Genomic DNA, 15,161 nt, shown 5'->3' with positions numbered 1-15,161 from the left:
GATGGATTTGGGGCTCAAAAATAAGCTGGTCCTGGTGACTGGTTCAGGTTCCGGCATCGGCAAAGCCACAGCCCGGGTCTACTTGGAAGAAGGCGCGCGGGTCATCGTGCATGGCCTGACCGAGGCGGAAGTGTCCGCCTGCGTCGACGACCTGTCATCTCTGGGCGAGGTTGAAGGCATTGCGACCGACCTGACCAAAACCGCTGATGCGGAGACTTTGGCAGAGTTTGCGCAAGTGCGCGGTGCAGTTGATGTGCTGGTCAACAATGTCGGCATCTTTTCGGTCAAACCGTTCGAGGATCTCACGGATGACGACTGGATGCATTACTTCAACATCAACGTCCTGTCCGCCGTTCGGATGAGCCGGATTTTCCTGCCTGACATGCTTGGCCGGGATCAGGGATCTATCATCAATATGGCCAGCGAGGCGGCGGTCAAACCACTACCTCAGATGGTGCATTATTCTGTCACCAAAACTGCCATGTTAGGTCTGACACGTGGCATGGCAGAGCTTACAAAGGGGACAAAAGTCCGGGTCAATTCGATCTTGCCCGGCCCCACCTGGACCGAAGGTGTCGAAGCCTATTTTGACGGCCTCGCCGATCAAAAGGGTGAGCCTCTCGACACCATCGTGGACAATTACTTCAAATCAGATGAACCCACATCGCTCATCCAGCGCTTTGTCCAACCAGACGAAGTCGCCCGCATGATCGTCACGATCTCTGCCAGCACAGCTTCCAATGGTTCTGCGCACCGGATCGAAGGCGGCATCGTTCGCAACATTCTTTAACTGCTAGCTGGAGGAGCTTGCCATGGCCGCTCTTACTTTCTCTCACATCGGCATCACAGTTCCCGACCTGGAAAAAGCCGTGGAGTTCTACTCTAAGGCATTCGGCCTTTACGTGCTGATGGAACCAACTGAAATCCTGCATGACGAAAGCGCCATCGGTCAGATGTGCGACGATGTGTTCGGGGAAGGTTGGGGAAGCTTCCGTATCGCGCATTTGTCGATGGGTGACGGTGTTGGCATCGAATTGTTTGAGTTCCCGAAGACCGTCGAAGAGGAACGCCCGTTTGAATATTGGCGGCGTGGCTTGTTTCATTTCTGCGTACAGGACGAGGATCTGGAAGGCCGCATAAAGGTTATCGAAGACCTGGGCGGGCGCCAGCGCATGCAGCAGGTGCGCAAGTATTACCCCGGAGAAAAGCCTTATCGCATGGTCTATATGGAAGACCCGTTTGGCAACATTTTCGAGCTCTACAGCCACTCGTACGAATTGACATATTCGGCGGGTGCTTATGACTGATCGCGGCAGCTTTCCCCCCAGAATGGACAGACCCAAGGTCGTGATCACCGATTACGACTTTGGTGATGTCGATGTTGAGACGGAAATCCTGGAAGCCGCCGGTGCCGAAGTGATCGCGCTTCAGGCCAAGCGTCAGGAAGACCTGTTCGATGTCGCGCCGCATTGCGCTGCGATGATGAATCAATATGCCCGGATCGGGAAGGAAACGATCACGCGCATGCAAAAATGCGAGGTCATCGCGCGATACGGTGTTGGCGTGGATATCGTTGATGTCGGCATGGCGACGGACAAAGGCATTCTGGTCACCAATGTCCAAAACTACTGTACTGAGGAGGTAGCCGATCACGCGATTGCCCTTTGGCTCACCTTGGCCCGCAAGCTGCCTGACTATGACCGGGCCACGCATTCGGGGGTTTGGAAATGGCAAAGCGGACAGCCAGTTTATCGTCTGCGCGGGCGCACGATGGGTGTCGTCTCGCTGGGTAAAATCGGACAAGCCATCGTGGCGCGGGCGCAATCCTTTGGGGTCACCGTCATCGCGTATGATCCATTTTTGCCACGAGAAGTCGCCGCGAAGCTTGGGGTCGAGTTGGTGAGCAAGCCCGAATTACTGGCGAGGTCCGACTATATCCTGATGCAGGCACCGATGACACCGGACACGCATCACTTTCTGTCGGATGCCGAATTCTCGGCCATGAAAACGGGCGCGATCCTTGTGAACACGGGGCGCGGACCAACGGTCGACAACAAGGCGCTGTTCCGGGCGCTGACCGAGGGCCATCTGGCCGCAGCCGGGCTCGACGACCCAGAAGAAGAGCCGGCCAAGCGCGCAAACTGGACGCCCGATGACAACCCGTTGTTCACATTGCCCAACGTCCTCGTGACACCGCATGCGGCCTACTATTCCGAGGAATCCATACACGCAGCGCGCGTCACCGCGGCCACGCAGGTGGCCAAGGTCCTGACAGGGCAAAGACCCGATTACACCGTCAATTCCGACGCATTGGCTGTATCAACCGCATAACAGGAGAATAGAATGCCAGACGTTAGCACGGACCTCAGGGTCTTTAATGACTTTGAACGCAACCCGGATCTGCTTAAGAAGTTCGACAAGGTGCTGGAGGCGTATTCCGCTGCCGCCATCTTTGCCGATGTGCAATACCGCACAGGCGTAATGGACAGTGCCATCAAGCCCGCCTTCCGCGCCAAGGTGACAGGCCAGGCCGTGACAGTTCAGCTTTCAAAAGGCGATCTGGTCGATCCTCTGAGGGCGCTTGAAATGGGTCAGCCCGGCGATGTGATCGTTGTGGACGCGGGTGGCGATCGTCAAACGTCGGTCTGCGGCGGTCTGATGGGTGGCCTGGCCAAGAACCGTGGCATCCGCGGCATGATCGTTGATGGCACCGGGCGCGACACAGATGAGCTGGAAGACATCAACTGGCCGATTTGGACACGCGCGATCACGCCGCGTGGAACGCACACGATGTTCTCAGAACGCAAAGAAGAGCTTTCGATCAATGTGCCTATCGCCTGCGGGGGCGTCGTCGTAAACCCCGGAGATTTCATTGTAGCTGATCTAATGGGCGTCGTCGTGATTCCACAGAAAATTGCCGAAGAAACCGTGCGCCTAGCCCAAGAGCAAGCTGACCGCGAGGAGGAAACCCGTAAATGGGTGGCCCAAGGCAAAACCGTTGAGGATCTGCTGAATGAATTCGGTCGCATCTGAGCCAGCGCTGATAGGCGTCGATTGGGGCACTTCATCATTCCGTGCTTTTCTCATTGGCGCGGAGGGCGAGGTGATCGATGGGGTCTCGTCTCCTGAAGGCATAATGCAGGTTGCGGGACAGCCCTTTGAAGCGGTTCTTGATCGTCTCATCGGCCCGTGGGTCGCCAAGGCAAACCTGCCGATCCTGGCATCTGGCATGATCACCAGCCGCAATGGCTGGGTTGAAACGCGCTATGCTGAAATGCCGCTTGGCGCAGGCGGCCTTGCGCGGGCCTTGGTCCCTCATCAAGCGGCCAACGGGGCGCGCATTCATTTTGTGACGGGCGCTTCGACGGAACATGCTGGTGGACCGGACGTAATGCGTGGCGAAGAAACTCAGATCATCGGGGCTTCTTCTCTAGGCTTGGGCGAAGGCACATTCGTGATGCCGGGGACCCATAGTAAATGGGTTCAGGTCGCGGACGGGAAGATCGTCGACTTCTCGACCTACATGACAGGCGAGATTTTCTCGGCGCTGAAAGGGCACACGATCCTTGGCACTTTGATGAAGGACGACGCCTTCAGTGAAGAGGCTTTTGTGATGGGTGTCAAAGCGGGCCTCGATGGTGAGTCGAACCTGCTGCATAGCCTGTTTCATGTTCGGACACTTCCTCTTATGGGTAAAATCCCAAAGGTTGCTACGGCCGACTACTTGTCGGGCTTGTTGATCGGGACCGAGGTTGCAGCCGCGACCGGCGAATTGGAAGACGTCGGCACGATCACTGTTGTTGGACGTAGCGATTTGTCCGACCGATACGAAATAGCGCTTCGAACTGCAGGTTTCGACAGCCGTCACGCGCCAGATGATATCGTGGCGAAAGGGCATTTCCTGATTGCTCGCGCTGCGGGGTTGGTTGGATGATTGACCTCACCGCAGCTCTTGCTGAAAATCCGCTGATCGCGATTTTGCGGGGGCTGGCACCAGAAAATGCGCGCCCGGTGTCTGATGTACTGTTCGATGCCGGGTTTCGGATGATCGAAGTGCCGCTTAACTCGCCAGACCCACTGGAATCGATTGCGCAGATCGTCGCGAAACATGGCGCACGGGCTATAGTCGGCGCTGGCACCGTATTGACGGTGGATCAGGTCGGGGCGGTCGCAGACGTGGGCGGTCGGATCATCGTGTCACCCAATATGAACCCGGACGTAGGGCGCGCGGCTGTCGCGCAGGGTTTGTATTGGTGTCCGGGCGTCATGACCCCGTCCGAGGCCTTTACGGCATTGGATATCGGAGCTTCGGTGCTCAAGTTCTTTCCGGCGGAAATGGTGCCGCCTGCTGCCATAGCGGCCATGCGCGCCGTCTTGCCCGCAGATGCGGTCGTCGCGGCGGTAGGAGGAATAACGCCGGATACGATGGCTCCGTATCATGCTGCCGGAGTCAATGGGTACGGGCTTGGGTCTGCACTGTTCAAGCTGAGCTATACATTGGATGATATCGCCAGGCGTGCGCGCGCCTTCACCAGTGCATTGGAGGAACTTGGATGAAACAGGCCCTTGTCACGGGGGGAACGCGAGGGATCGGTGCAGGTGTTGCTCGGTCGCTGGCCGAGGCAGGCTGGGCCGTCATAGCCGCATCCGCTTCCCAATCCGAATTGGATGCGTTCGAGCCTCAGGAAGGGATCAAGGTGCAGGTTCTGGATGTTACCGATCAGACGTCCATAAATGCAGTGTTTGGCGGCCTCACGCGTCTCGATGCTTTGGTGAACTGCGCGGGTATTCTTTTGCGTGGCGAAGAATACGACATCGACGTATTCGTCAAGGTGCTTGATGTGAACCTGACTGGTACGATGCGCTGCTGTCTCGCCGCGCATCCTTTCTTAGCGGAAGCAGGTGGGGTCATCGTCAATACAGCCTCTATGCTCAGCACCTTTGGTGGACCTTTGGTGCCAGCCTACTCCGCTTCAAAAGGTGGTGTGTCACAATTGACCAAGGCCCTGGCAGGTCGCTGGGCCGAAGACGGTATCAGGGTCAATGCCATCGCGCCGGGGTGGATCGAAACAGAGATGACCCAAGGCCTTCGGGAAGATCCGGCGCGAACAGCTGGGATCATGGCGCGCACGCCGATGAAACGCTGGGGAAAACCCGAAGAGGTCGGCGCGCTTGTACAATGGCTTCTGAGTGAAAACGCCAGCTTTGTCACCGGATCGGTCTATCCGGTCGATGGCGGCTATCTTGCAATGTGAGGAAAACCAATGAAAGACGACGAAACCGCCAGAATGCCTTATCAGTTGCCCTTCCCTAAGGATGCGCAAGAAGAGATCGTGATCCCAAATGCCATGAGCGAAGATGAAAGGCTATGGGTTCCACAGGCGGAAAACGTCTGGTTCAGACCGCTCTGTCTGAACCGCTCGCAAGGCTATTGGATGAACCTTCTCAAAGTGCGCAAAGCTGGTGTTCTTTCGCGGCACCGCCATCCGCAGCCTGTCCACGGCTTCGTCCTGAAAGGGCGTTGGCATTATCTGGAACATGATTGGGTGGCTGAAGAAGGGAGCTATGTTTTCGAGCCGCCGGGAGAGACGCATACTTTGGTCGTACCGGACGATGTCGAAGAGATGGTCACTTATTTCCAAGTCAATGGCGTGATGTGCTATGTCGATCCGTGGGGCAAGGTCACTGGCTACGAAGATGTCTTTACCAAGATTGATCTGTGCCGAAAACACTTCGCGGAAGTCGGTCTTGGAGAAAACTACGTTGAACAATTCATCCGGTGATGCGCCGCGTCTCGCGCTCGTGGCCCACGACGCGCGAAAGGACGAAATCGTCGAATGGGTGGGTCTACAACAGGCCCGCTTTTCCGGAGTGCAAATCTTTTCGACCGGGACCACCGGCAGCCGCATTAAGCAAGCCTATCCAGAACTGGATGTGACCTGCCTGAAAAGCGGACCGCTCGGAGGCGATCAACAGATCGGTGCCATGATCTGTGAAGAGAAGCTGGATGCACTGATTTTCTTTGTCGATCCTTTGTCACCCATGCCACACGATGTCGACGTTAAGGCTCTGACCCGTCTCGCAACGGTCTATGATCTACCGATGGCTTGTTCGCGCTCAACTGCTGATCTGATCGTGAAGGGGCTGATTGACGAGGATACCAACGTGCCTGCGTGATACGCCGTGCGCCGAAAGCGTTGATCAACCAGTTCTCAGAAGGTGCTCTGCCAGACTGCCGAGGTTTTCGCTGCCAAGCTGGCTCATGTTGGCCTCGATGTCAGCTTTAAGGATGTGTACTAGATGGTCGACCCCACGCGCTCCGAACGCTGCGACGGCATATTGAAAGGCACGTCCAACCATGACGAAATCCGCACCCTTGGCCAGAGCGCGCATGATGTCCAATCCCCAGGCAACGCCGGAGTCGTAGATCAGTGGCACATCTGTTCCGACCGCCTCGCGGATGTTCGGAAGTTGATTGATCACGGCGGGCCCGGCTTCGAATTGACGCCCGGAGTGGTTTGATACCCAGATGCAGTCCACGCCCTCAGCCACCATTTTTTGCGCATCCTCCGGCCGCAGGACACCCTTGACGATCAGGTGGCCCTCCCATTCTTTTCGCAGTTCGCGCAGGTAGTCCCAATCTGGAATCCCACGGATCAGGGCGCCCGCATGGGTAAAGCTTTCCCGCCCGCGCGTGGGGACGTAATCGTCAAAGAACCGCATGCGCGGGATGATACCTTCGCGCAGATGCGCAAGGCACCATGCGGGCCGTGACGCCATTTCTGTCAGCGTGCGCAAGTCAGCTTTTGGAGGCACAGTCAGGTTGGCTCGGCGTTGTCGTTCGCGCCGGCTCTCCTCTGGAACGTCCACCGTGATGATCAGCGTATGAAATCCTGCTGCCTTGATCCTCGGCAGCATCGCACGGCGTAAGTCGCGGGAATTCACCGGGTAATGCTGAAACCATCCGTTGTTGCCAATGTAGGGTGCCACATCTTCTGGCGAGGCAACCGCTACGCTGGACAACGAAAACGGAATGTTGTGAGCAACCGCAGCCTTTGCAAGCATCCGCTCTGCTCCCGCCCACATCAGGCCGGACATGCCGACCGGTGCTATCCCGAATGGCAGATCATATGTTTGACCCATCAGCGTGGTTTGCAGGTTAGCCTTCGTTCGACCACACAGAACACGAGGCATGAACCCGATGGCATCAAGTGCGTCACGGTTTACCTTCAACCCCAGTTCCCGTCCGGTTGCACTGTCGAGGTATTCGAAGGCAAACTTCGGTATGCGCTTTTGCGCGGTTTTCCGAAGGTCTTCTATCGACGGGTGGGATAGGTCCAGATCCATCCGAGTCCTCTGGTCTGGTTGTCTAACGTTTGAAGGTTCTCAGCCGGTCACCAAAGGGACGGCAAGGCCAAGGAAATTGCGGGCACATAGGTGATGAACATCAACAGGATCAGCATGGCTGCAAAGAATGGCAGGATCGCCCGGCTGAGGCTTTCGATGGAAACCTTCGAAATACTGCTGGCCACGAACAGGTTTACACCCAATGGAGGTGTACAGAATCCAATGGCCAGATTAACCGTCAGAATGACACCAAAGACGATCGGATCGACACCCAGCGCGGTTGCGACGGGCAGCAGGATAGGCGTCATGATGATGATCGACGAAATCGTCTCCATGAACATGCCGATCACCAACAATAGCAGATTGATCAACAACAGAATGATGATCGGATTATCGGATAGGCTGGTGATTGTTGTAGCGAGTTCTGTCGGGATTCTTGCAAGCGTGATCAGCCTGCCAAAGGCGGTCGCCATGATCACCAATATCAGAATGGTCCCACTGGTCTTTGCACTGCCCGCCAATACCTCAGGCAGGTCCTTGAGGGTGATGTCTCCATAGACGAAGATACCGATGAAGGCGGCATAAACCACGGCCACGGCTCCGGCTTCGGTAGGGGTGAAGATACCGCTATAGATGCCCCCAAGGATAATTACCGGCACCAGTAGCGCCCAGATAGAAGAGCGGAAACTCTGCCAGACACCCGGACCTGAGAATGTGGTTGTCGATTGCTGAATAACCTCGTCCTTTCGCAGCAGGACGCGGGCGACCAACATGAACATGAGGGCAAAGAGGATGCCGGGAACAACACCTGCAAGAAACAGCTTACCGATCGAAACTTCGGCGGTAACACCATAGATGATGAAGGGGATGCTGGGCGGGATCATAACGCCGATCATCCCCGAGGACGCCGTTAATGCGCTGCTGAACTTGCGGGTATAGCCGACCTTTTCCATCTCGGGGATCATGTTTGATCCGATGGCGGCTACGGTTGCGGGAGACGAACCGGATATGGCGGCAAAGAATACGCAGGCGAGCACGTTCACATAAGCCAGCCCACCTCGGATATGCCCAATCAGTGCATTGGCGAAGCCAACCAGTCGACGGGACATTCCGCCGTGCTGCATCAGATCGCCTGCCAGAATGAACAAGGGAACAGCGATCAGCGGAAAGGAGTCCGCCCCAGTTACCACCGAACGCGCCAGAAGAACCATCGGTGGCGTGCCATCCACGAAGACCATCACGATCATGGTCGCGAGGCCTAGGCAGATGCCGATCGGCACGCTGAAGATCAAAAGGGCAAAGAGTGTCAGGAAAAGCGTTGTTGCAAGCATCAGAAATCCCTCACGCCTTGGTTTCTGCGATTAGCCGCAGGGTTCGGCGCAGATGTTGTACGACACGGATTGCAGACAGGCATGCGCCAACCGGCGCCGAGGCGTAAAGGATCGGGATCGGAAGCCCCAGCACGACTGAAGTCTGGCTGGCCACAAAGGGCTGCCGGATCAGCTTGATGCATTCAATTGTCAGAACGATCAGAAACCCAAGGACAAGAAGCGCGATCACAACATCCGCGTAAAGCCTCGCCCGCTCGCTCAGGACATCACGCAGGACCGTGATGCGCACATGATCGCCCATGTGGAATGCGTAGCTGACGCCAAGCCAGACGAACCAGACAAACAACCAAAGCGTTAGCTCTTCGCCCCATGAAAGAGAGGCATTCAGAATGTAGCGCATGAACACATTGCCAAAGATCAACAAGACAATCGCCGCCAAAAGTGCGCTGGCTAAGACCTTTTCGGCATTCATATCGATCCATTTGATAACCGACACCGTTCACCTCCCCTTGAACGAAAGGGGCGCCCGAACCTGCATGGCACGGGTGCCCGGATTGGCTGAGTATACCGTGGTCAGCTTCCGCTTGCTGCGGATACCGCCGCGACCCAAGCGTCGTAGGCATCGGCGCCAACTTCATCGCGATATTGCAGGCGAACGCTTTCGGTTTTGTCGGCAAAGGCCTGTCTCTGCTCTGCAGTTAGTTCCAGAACCTCGACACCAGCGGCACGGATCTGTTCCAGCTGTTCCGCATCTTCGCTGGCGACCAGTTCAGCCTGATAGTTACGTGCGGCGGCCATCGAGTCCCGGATCAGTTGCTGATGCTCCGCAGGCAGCGAGTCAAAGAACGTCTTGGAGACGACCGGCATGTAGACCGCAAAGACATGGCCCGTGGTCGAAAGGTATTTCTGCACTTCGTAGAAACGCTGCGAGGTAATGATCGCCAGGGGGTTTTCCTGTCCGTCGATCACGCCTTGCTGGAGGGCAGAATAGACCTCGCCAAAGTTCATCGGTGTTGGGTTGGCCCCTAGTGTTTCGAATGTTGCCACATGCGCCGGAACTTTCATGGTGCGCAGCTTGACGCCTTCGAGGTCTTCAGGTGTTGCAACCGGACGGACATTGTTGGTCACGTTGCGTACACCCAACTCAAGCCAGCCAAGACCGACCAGCCCCTGATTTTCGACCCGTCCGAGCATTCCGTCACCGGCCTCACCATCAAGAACATCAAAGGCGATGTCTTTGGAGGCATACATGTAGGGAAGCTCGATCACCGCAAAAGCCGGATCCCAGCCTGCGAAGAAAGAAGACGGTGGAATGGCCATTTCAAGAACGCCTGTTTGAACGCCTTCGATCATCTCACGATCAGGCCCCATCTGCGACGAAGGGAAGATTTGGACGTCGATCGCACCGTTCGAGCCGGCTTCGACCAGTTCTTCAAACTTCAGAAGCGCGCGATGCATGTGAAACGCTTCCGCAGCGCCATGCCCGACCTTAATGACTGTTTCAGCTGATACTGCGAAGGCAAGCCCGGCAGACATAACGACGCCTAGCGCGAGTGTTGATTTCTTGAACAAGGTATCCTCCCAAGGGTTTGGTTTTCTACTTTTCGACCTCTCATCTGAGATATCAGATCTAATATAGAAATCAAGCATGCATGTGCTATTGTGTTAGAAAGGCGAAAAGGGCGGAGAGAGTATGACCGAGATATTGCAGATTAAGCGACCGGATTCGTTGAGCAAAACTGCCGAAGATCATATCCGAAAGGGCATTATCAACGGCACGTTTCGGCTGGGTGAAGCGCTGCCGGAAGTCAAGTTGTCAAACGCTATGGGCATCAGCAAAACCCCGATTCGCGAAGCGCTATCGGCTCTAAATCTCCAGGGTCTCGTTCAGATTTTTCCGCACCGAGGAGCCTTTGTTTTTTCTCTTTCTCAGGAGGATGTGGTGCAGCTTTGCCAATACAGGCTCATCCTCGAATCTGCAGCTATGGAGCAGGCAATTGATAAGAACAGCTACGCTCTGCTTGATGAACTTGCAGATACTGTATCGAAGATGTCTGAAGCGCGGGAGGCTGATGAATTCGAGCAGTATTTGGAACTTGACGCGGAATTTCACCATGCCTTTTTCAGGCACTGCGAAAACAGCTATTTGCGAGATGGTTACCAAAAAGTCGGCGATATCGTCCAAACCATGCGGACGCATCTGTCAAAACGCTCCGAGCAGACGGCAAAGTCGTTTGCTGAACATGAAGCGATCGTGACCTTCCTGTGCGAGGGCAAGGTTAAAGCGGCGAAAAACACCCTCAAACGGCAAATCACGCGCGGTGAGCGTTCCTATTCGGACTTGGTCGGCGTCAACCAAATGTAGCTGACGTAACTTCAAGGCCATTTGGTCACTAAAAACACATGGGACAGACAAGAGTGTTCTTTTGGCAACCGATGGCCGTCAACGGCGGTAGCGAAGCGAGCGAAAGGCGGGATTGTTGCGCACTGCGTGAATCCGTCCAACACGCAAATTTGCGGTTGCAGCGAAAGTCCGGAATCACGGGCCGCACCGCAGCGGCAGCAGACAGTGGTCAACGGCAGGTCTGGGCCGTCCACGAATGACCAACCTAGGGCTTCCGATCCGATGCTGCGAAAGCTCCAAGGTCGGCTCCGAGCCCACTTTGACCGATGCCGCGCGGCACACGAACGGCTGTTTCAAGCACCCGCGCGTCGCATGTTTCCTTTCATTGCAGATGATCTTCGGCATGAAACCTCTCGATCCCGTGTGCAATCAGCTTGTCAATGAGCGTGCTATAACTGATCCCGCTGGCCTCCATTACCTTTGAGTACATGCTGATGTCCGTGAAGCCGGGGATGGTGTTCAGTTCATTCACCAGGATCTCGCCGTCACCTTTCAAAAAGAAATCGACGCGCGCCATGCCATCGCAGCCAACGGCGCGGAAGGCCTTTGCTGCCATAGACTGAAGCTTGGTTTCCAGACTACCCGGAAGCTCGGCCGGCACATGCAAGGCTGCACCCCCTTCATCCACGTATTTGGCATCATAGGTATAGAAGGCGTGCTGGTCAGCTGGAACGATTTCGCCAGCGCAGGAGACGATCAGGGAGCCATCTGGATTTTCCAGAACACCGCATTCGATCTCGCGTCCGTCTATGTACTCTTCAGCAAGCATCTTGTGGTCAAGCTCGAACCCCCGCTCAAGAATGGTGTGGTAGTCTTCCTCAGTTGAAACCTTTCCAACGCCGACCGAAGAACCTTGCGTGGCTGGCTTCAGGAAAAACGGCACGCCCAGCTTTCTCCGGACTTCTTCAAATGTCTCCGGGCTGTCAGGTCTGAGTGTCATCGCCCTAGCCGTCGGCACGCCCGCTTCCTTCAGGAGCCGTTTCGCAACTTCTTTTTCCAGCGCGTTCGCTGACCCCAGAAGCCCGCAGCCAACGAGTGGGATTTGAGCAACCGTAGCGAGTCCCGGCACGGAACCGTCTTCACCCCATTGGCCATGCAGAACAGGGAAAATCGCATCGACGGAAGAAATGCCGTTTGCGGCGCCCTTGGCCGAAAGGTTTAAGACCTGCCCGCGTCCGCCGGGAACCGGGCTCAAACAAGCCCCTTCGGTGGGCACTGACAGCTTTCCGTCCGAAAATTCACTTGGCCTCCAGATACCGTCACGCCCGATGTACACTGGGACAGGCTCGAACTTTTCCTGGTTGATTGCCTCCAGAACATTGGTTGCCGACAGTATCGAAACCTCATGCTCTGCCGACCGGCCGCCAAACAGGATCATGATCCTAAGACGATCTCCGTTTGCAGTCATTCACACGCTCCTTGTACTTGCTTCAAGTGCCTCGCCAGCAGGCCCAGGTTTGCGGTTTCGCAATTTCATGATCAGCAGCGTGGCCGACAATTGGACCACCGCAAAGATGGCCATGGCCGTCAGCAGCCCCAGCATATCAGCAAGCGCGCCGCTTGCGATTACAGGCAGTGAGAACCCTGAATAGGCATAAACGAACAGACCCGCGGTGGCTCGTGCGCGGTCGTCAGGAGCGCGCAATGATACTTCTGCCAATGAGGCCAGATAAGTGAAGCCATAACTCGCTGCGCTGGTGATGCAGGTTCCGGCAAGAACCAGGATCAGCAGTTTCAGCCAGACACCGGCCAAGAGTACAAGGAACCCGAGCGGGATCAGGACAAACCCGAGGGCAAGCGCCTGATCGTTTGTCATGCGCCGGGCGATGGGCTGGCAAAGAAAACCCACGAAGATGGCAAGGAAAATCACAAGCCCGGTCCAGCCGCCAAGGCCGTTGGCCTCCAACTGCAGAGGCACGACAGCAATGGTCATGCCGGTCGTGGACCAAGCCAGCGCCATCGCGGCACCGAACATCCATGTCCCCGGCGGAAAGACCGGCATCCGCAGAAGCGAGACAGGTTTCGGGCGGTCTGCCTTGGGCAATATTAAGGCGGCCACCGCCAAGACCGGCGCCGCTGCAAACAGTGCAACATAGCTGACTGGCAGCAGTGTAGATCCCTGAACCGCCAGGCTGACACCTGTTGCCAGGGCACCGCCGCCGAAACCAAGTGACGTTGCCGATGTAACAACCAAGGCCGCATTCCGGGCGCGGTCTGAGCCGAGAATTTCAGCCATGTAAGCGGCCCCGGAAGTGGTCGCCAGACCAGTTCCGACACCTAAGAAAAACCGCGCAGCGACAAGGCTTGTCCAGCTAGGAGATTGCACCAGTATTGCTGTTGCCGATGCGCCGAGGATCAAGGCCAGCGCAATGGGAATACGCCGCCCAATCCGGTCCGAAAGCCCGCCCAGCAGCAACAGCGTTGGCATGAGACCACCAACATAGGCAGCAAATGCCACCGTCACAGCCGTGGCTCCGACACTGCTCTCAGCCGCATATACATCGTAAAGCGGAGCTTGAAGGTTCACGGCAAAGGTGACGGTGAACAGGCTCGCGGCAAGCAGGCAGGAAGAGATGAAGCGCGGCATCCGGTGACCCTTATGGATTGACTTTCTTCCGGATTGCCATGAGATTTTCTGTATGACAATTTTTCTATTGTACTAATGACAGTGGGCGCATGAAGAAGCCTCGATACGCGCGTCTTGCCGATATGCTTGCCAACGCGATCCAGGACGGGAAACTGGTCCCTGGCTCCAAACTGCCGACACACCGGGCATTTGCGGAGAAATCCGGTGTCGCTCTGGCGACGGCAACACGTGTCTACAAGGAGCTGGAGCAGCGCGGCCTGGTTGCGGGCGAAGCCGGCCGCGGCACATTTGTGCGCGATCCCGGCCTGCCGGTGACGCTTGGCGTCCATCAGACCGCTGCCGAGGGCGTCACTGACCTCGTCTTCAACATGCCAGGGGATGCTGCCGACGCCGACATGCTGCGCAGCGGATTGCGGCGGCTAGCAACTGCAGGTGATTTGGAAGCTATGCTGCGCTATCAGCCTCACGGCGGGCGGCTGCACGAACGCCGGATCATTGCCGAAAGCCTTGCCCCGGTTCTGGGCCAGGTTGACCCTGACTGCCTGCTGGTAACTTCGGGCAGCCAGCATAGCCTGGCAGTCACTTGTTTGGGGCTGTTCCGGTATGGCGATTTGATTGCTGCAGATCCTCTCACCTACCCGGGTTTCAAATCCGCCGCGACGTTACGCGGTCTTAACCTCCTCCCGGTCGAAGGAACGCAGGGTGTCATGGACCCTGATGAACTTGAGCGGTTGTGCCAATTGCGGGAGATTCGCGCTGTTTACCTGATGCCGACGGTCCATAGCCCCTTGGGATCGGTCATGGATGAGGCAACACGTCTTCGCCTGCTCGACGTCGCACAGAGGCACGACCTGCTGATCATTGAAGACGCCGCCTATGCGTTCCTGGAGCGGAACCCGCCGCCTAGCTTCTATTCCCTGGCACCCGACCGGACAGTTCACATCGGCGGGTTTTCAAAGAATCTCGCGACAGGGCTGCGGCTGGGATATGTGATAGCCCCTGCAAGCCGGACCCTGCCACTCCTGGAGGCCGTCCGTGCGACGACTTGGAATGCTCCGGCGCTGATTTCTGGTTTGGTCGCGGGCTGGATCGAAGACGGGACTCTGAAGGTGTCTGAAGAAAACCGCAGGCGCGATGGAGCGGCGCGCCAGTCTGTTTGGCGGAAAGTTTTCGGTACGCAGCCCGTCCTGTCACATCCTAATGCGGGCTTCGCCTGGATGCCGCTCGAGAAAGGTGTTCGCGCTCAACCTATTGTCGCGCGGTTGAAGGAGCACGGTTTCTCGGTGTCCGGCGCGGAGCCGTTCGCAACCACTGCCGCAGCTCCGCAGGCCTTAAGGCTCGCCTTTGGTGGAGTACCGAAGACTGAGCTGGAAGGCGTTCTGAACACGGTTCGAAAAGCGGTGTGCATTGCCCAGTGAGCCCAGAAGAACCCATGCTGCGCAGTGCGTGAATGGCAGCTTTGTTTGTTGCCACAGTCGAACAACCTGTCTAC

The 15,161-nt window shown here is 56.7% G+C and carries 17 protein-coding genes; 11 read left to right on the top strand and 6 right to left on the bottom strand.

Annotated elements, in window-relative coordinates; translation table 11 throughout:
• Position 1: 1 nt before the first annotated feature.
• The 9 genes from GOX53_RS23695 to GOX53_RS23655 are packed head-to-tail and all read left to right on the top strand — an operon-like array spanning position 2 to position 6,177.
• Entirely contained in the window at positions 2-790 is a 789-nt protein-coding gene (locus GOX53_RS23695; RefSeq protein WP_171180811.1) for an SDR family NAD(P)-dependent oxidoreductase, read from the top strand.
• A gap of 22 nt (positions 791-812) precedes the next feature.
• A complete protein-coding gene (locus tag GOX53_RS23690) occupies positions 813-1,307 on the top strand; it encodes a lactoylglutathione lyase family protein (RefSeq protein WP_171180809.1) in 495 nt (164 codons plus the stop codon).
• Positions 1,308-1,329: 22 nt separating this feature from the next.
• Positions 1,330-2,331: a C-terminal binding protein gene (locus GOX53_RS23685; RefSeq protein WP_254446734.1), complete on the top strand. Its 1,002-nt coding sequence runs from the start codon at positions 1,330-1,332 to the stop codon at positions 2,329-2,331.
• 12 nt (positions 2,332-2,343) lie between these two features.
• The gene (locus GOX53_RS23680) at positions 2,344-3,033 is read left to right on the top strand and encodes an RraA family protein (RefSeq protein WP_171180805.1); all 690 of its coding nucleotides are present in this window, start codon (positions 2,344-2,346) and stop codon (positions 3,031-3,033) included.
• Positions 3,014-3,934 carry a 2-dehydro-3-deoxygalactonokinase gene (locus tag GOX53_RS23675; protein WP_171180803.1) on the top strand — a complete coding sequence of 307 codons (921 nt, stop codon included), beginning with the start codon at positions 3,014-3,016 and terminating at the stop codon, positions 3,932-3,934. Before GOX53_RS23680 ends, GOX53_RS23675 begins: the two co-directional genes overlap by 20 nt.
• Positions 3,931-4,557, top strand: coding sequence for a 2-dehydro-3-deoxy-6-phosphogalactonate aldolase (locus GOX53_RS23670; protein WP_171180801.1), 627 nt, complete (start codon positions 3,931-3,933; stop codon positions 4,555-4,557). Before GOX53_RS23675 ends, GOX53_RS23670 begins: the two co-directional genes overlap by 4 nt.
• A complete protein-coding gene (locus tag GOX53_RS23665; protein ID WP_171180799.1) occupies positions 4,554-5,255 on the top strand; it encodes an SDR family NAD(P)-dependent oxidoreductase in 702 nt (233 codons plus the stop codon). Before GOX53_RS23670 ends, GOX53_RS23665 begins: the two co-directional genes overlap by 4 nt.
• 9 nt (positions 5,256-5,264) lie before the next feature.
• On the top strand, positions 5,265-5,783 hold the full coding sequence (locus GOX53_RS23660) for a 2,4'-dihydroxyacetophenone dioxygenase family protein (protein WP_171180797.1): 519 nt from the start codon (positions 5,265-5,267) through the stop codon (positions 5,781-5,783).
• Positions 5,749-6,177, top strand: coding sequence for a methylglyoxal synthase (locus GOX53_RS23655; RefSeq protein WP_371810423.1), 429 nt, complete (start codon positions 5,749-5,751; stop codon positions 6,175-6,177). The genes GOX53_RS23660 and GOX53_RS23655 overlap by 35 nt, the downstream gene beginning before the upstream one ends.
• A 24-nt stretch (positions 6,178-6,201) precedes the next feature.
• Here the strand turns inward: GOX53_RS23655 and GOX53_RS23650 are convergent, their stop codons facing one another.
• The 4 genes from GOX53_RS23650 to GOX53_RS23635 all read right to left on the bottom strand — a co-directional run bounded on the left by GOX53_RS23650 (position 6,202) and on the right by GOX53_RS23635 (position 10,250).
• Entirely contained in the window at positions 6,202-7,347 is a 1,146-nt protein-coding gene (locus tag GOX53_RS23650) for an alpha-hydroxy acid oxidase (protein WP_171180795.1), read from the bottom strand.
• A 47-nt stretch (positions 7,348-7,394) separates the two neighbouring features.
• A complete protein-coding gene (locus GOX53_RS23645) occupies positions 7,395-8,678 on the bottom strand; it encodes a TRAP transporter large permease (RefSeq protein ID WP_171180793.1) in 1,284 nt (427 codons plus the stop codon).
• A 10-nt stretch (positions 8,679-8,688) separates the two neighbouring features.
• On the bottom strand, positions 8,689-9,174 hold the full coding sequence (locus tag GOX53_RS23640) for a TRAP transporter small permease (protein ID WP_171180791.1): 486 nt from the start codon (positions 9,172-9,174) through the stop codon (positions 8,689-8,691).
• A 77-nt stretch (positions 9,175-9,251) separates the two neighbouring features.
• A complete protein-coding gene (locus GOX53_RS23635; RefSeq protein WP_171180789.1) occupies positions 9,252-10,250 on the bottom strand; it encodes a TRAP transporter substrate-binding protein in 999 nt (332 codons plus the stop codon).
• A 121-nt stretch (positions 10,251-10,371) separates the two neighbouring features.
• Here GOX53_RS23635 and GOX53_RS23630 point away from each other — a divergent pair, with 121 nt between their 5' ends.
• Positions 10,372-11,043 (top strand): GntR family transcriptional regulator, encoded by a 672-nt coding sequence (locus GOX53_RS23630; RefSeq protein ID WP_171180787.1) that lies wholly within the window; start codon positions 10,372-10,374, stop codon positions 11,041-11,043.
• Positions 11,044-11,404: 361 nt separating this feature from the next.
• On the opposite strand, the gene GOX53_RS23625 is transcribed toward GOX53_RS23630, so the two are convergent.
• Complete coding sequence (locus tag GOX53_RS23625; protein WP_171180785.1) at positions 11,405-12,490, bottom strand: D-alanine--D-alanine ligase family protein; 1,086 nt, start codon at positions 12,488-12,490, stop codon at positions 11,405-11,407.
• Positions 12,491-13,669 (bottom strand): MFS transporter, encoded by a 1,179-nt coding sequence (locus GOX53_RS23620; RefSeq protein WP_171180783.1) that lies wholly within the window; start codon positions 13,667-13,669, stop codon positions 12,491-12,493. It abuts the gene before it with no gap.
• A gap of 89 nt (positions 13,670-13,758) precedes the next feature.
• Here GOX53_RS23620 and GOX53_RS23615 point away from each other — a divergent pair, with 89 nt between their 5' ends.
• Entirely contained in the window at positions 13,759-15,087 is a 1,329-nt protein-coding gene (locus GOX53_RS23615; RefSeq protein WP_171180781.1) for a PLP-dependent aminotransferase family protein, read from the top strand.
• Positions 15,088-15,161: the final 74 nt, after the last annotated feature.

This window comes from Ruegeria sp. HKCCD8929, assembly GCF_013031405.1.
Lineage (GTDB): Bacteria > Pseudomonadota > Alphaproteobacteria > Rhodobacterales > Rhodobacteraceae > Ruegeria.
Note: the sequence above shows the minus strand (reverse complement) of the source record. Positions and strands in the feature narration are given on the sequence as shown.

Bases quoted from the DNA above. Each gene is read 5' to 3' on its own strand.
- GOX53_RS23695 (WP_171180811.1), top strand. From the start codon at position 2: ATGGATTTGGGGCTCAAAAATAAGCTGGTCCTGGTGACTGGTTCAGGT.
- GOX53_RS23690 (WP_171180809.1), top strand. From the start codon at position 813: ATGGCCGCTCTTACTTTCTCTCACATCGGCATCACAGTTCCCGACCTG.
- GOX53_RS23685 (WP_254446734.1), top strand. From the start codon at position 1,330: ATGGACAGACCCAAGGTCGTGATCACCGATTACGACTTTGGTGATGTC.
- GOX53_RS23680 (WP_171180805.1), top strand. From the start codon at position 2,344: ATGCCAGACGTTAGCACGGACCTCAGGGTCTTTAATGACTTTGAACGC.
- GOX53_RS23675 (WP_171180803.1), top strand. From the start codon at position 3,014: ATGAATTCGGTCGCATCTGAGCCAGCGCTGATAGGCGTCGATTGGGGC.
- GOX53_RS23670 (WP_171180801.1), top strand. From the start codon at position 3,931: ATGATTGACCTCACCGCAGCTCTTGCTGAAAATCCGCTGATCGCGATT.
- GOX53_RS23665 (WP_171180799.1), top strand. From the start codon at position 4,554: ATGAAACAGGCCCTTGTCACGGGGGGAACGCGAGGGATCGGTGCAGGT.
- GOX53_RS23660 (WP_171180797.1), top strand. From the start codon at position 5,265: ATGAAAGACGACGAAACCGCCAGAATGCCTTATCAGTTGCCCTTCCCT.
- GOX53_RS23650 (WP_171180795.1), bottom strand. From the start codon at position 7,347: ATGGATCTGGACCTATCCCACCCGTCGATAGAAGACCTTCGGAAAACC.
- GOX53_RS23645 (WP_171180793.1), bottom strand. From the start codon at position 8,678: ATGCTTGCAACAACGCTTTTCCTGACACTCTTTGCCCTTTTGATCTTC.
- GOX53_RS23630 (WP_171180787.1), top strand. From the start codon at position 10,372: ATGACCGAGATATTGCAGATTAAGCGACCGGATTCGTTGAGCAAAACT.
- GOX53_RS23625 (WP_171180785.1), bottom strand. From the start codon at position 12,490: ATGACTGCAAACGGAGATCGTCTTAGGATCATGATCCTGTTTGGCGGC.
- GOX53_RS23620 (WP_171180783.1), bottom strand. From the start codon at position 13,669: ATGCCGCGCTTCATCTCTTCCTGCCTGCTTGCCGCGAGCCTGTTCACC.
- GOX53_RS23615 (WP_171180781.1), top strand. From the start codon at position 13,759: ATGAAGAAGCCTCGATACGCGCGTCTTGCCGATATGCTTGCCAACGCG.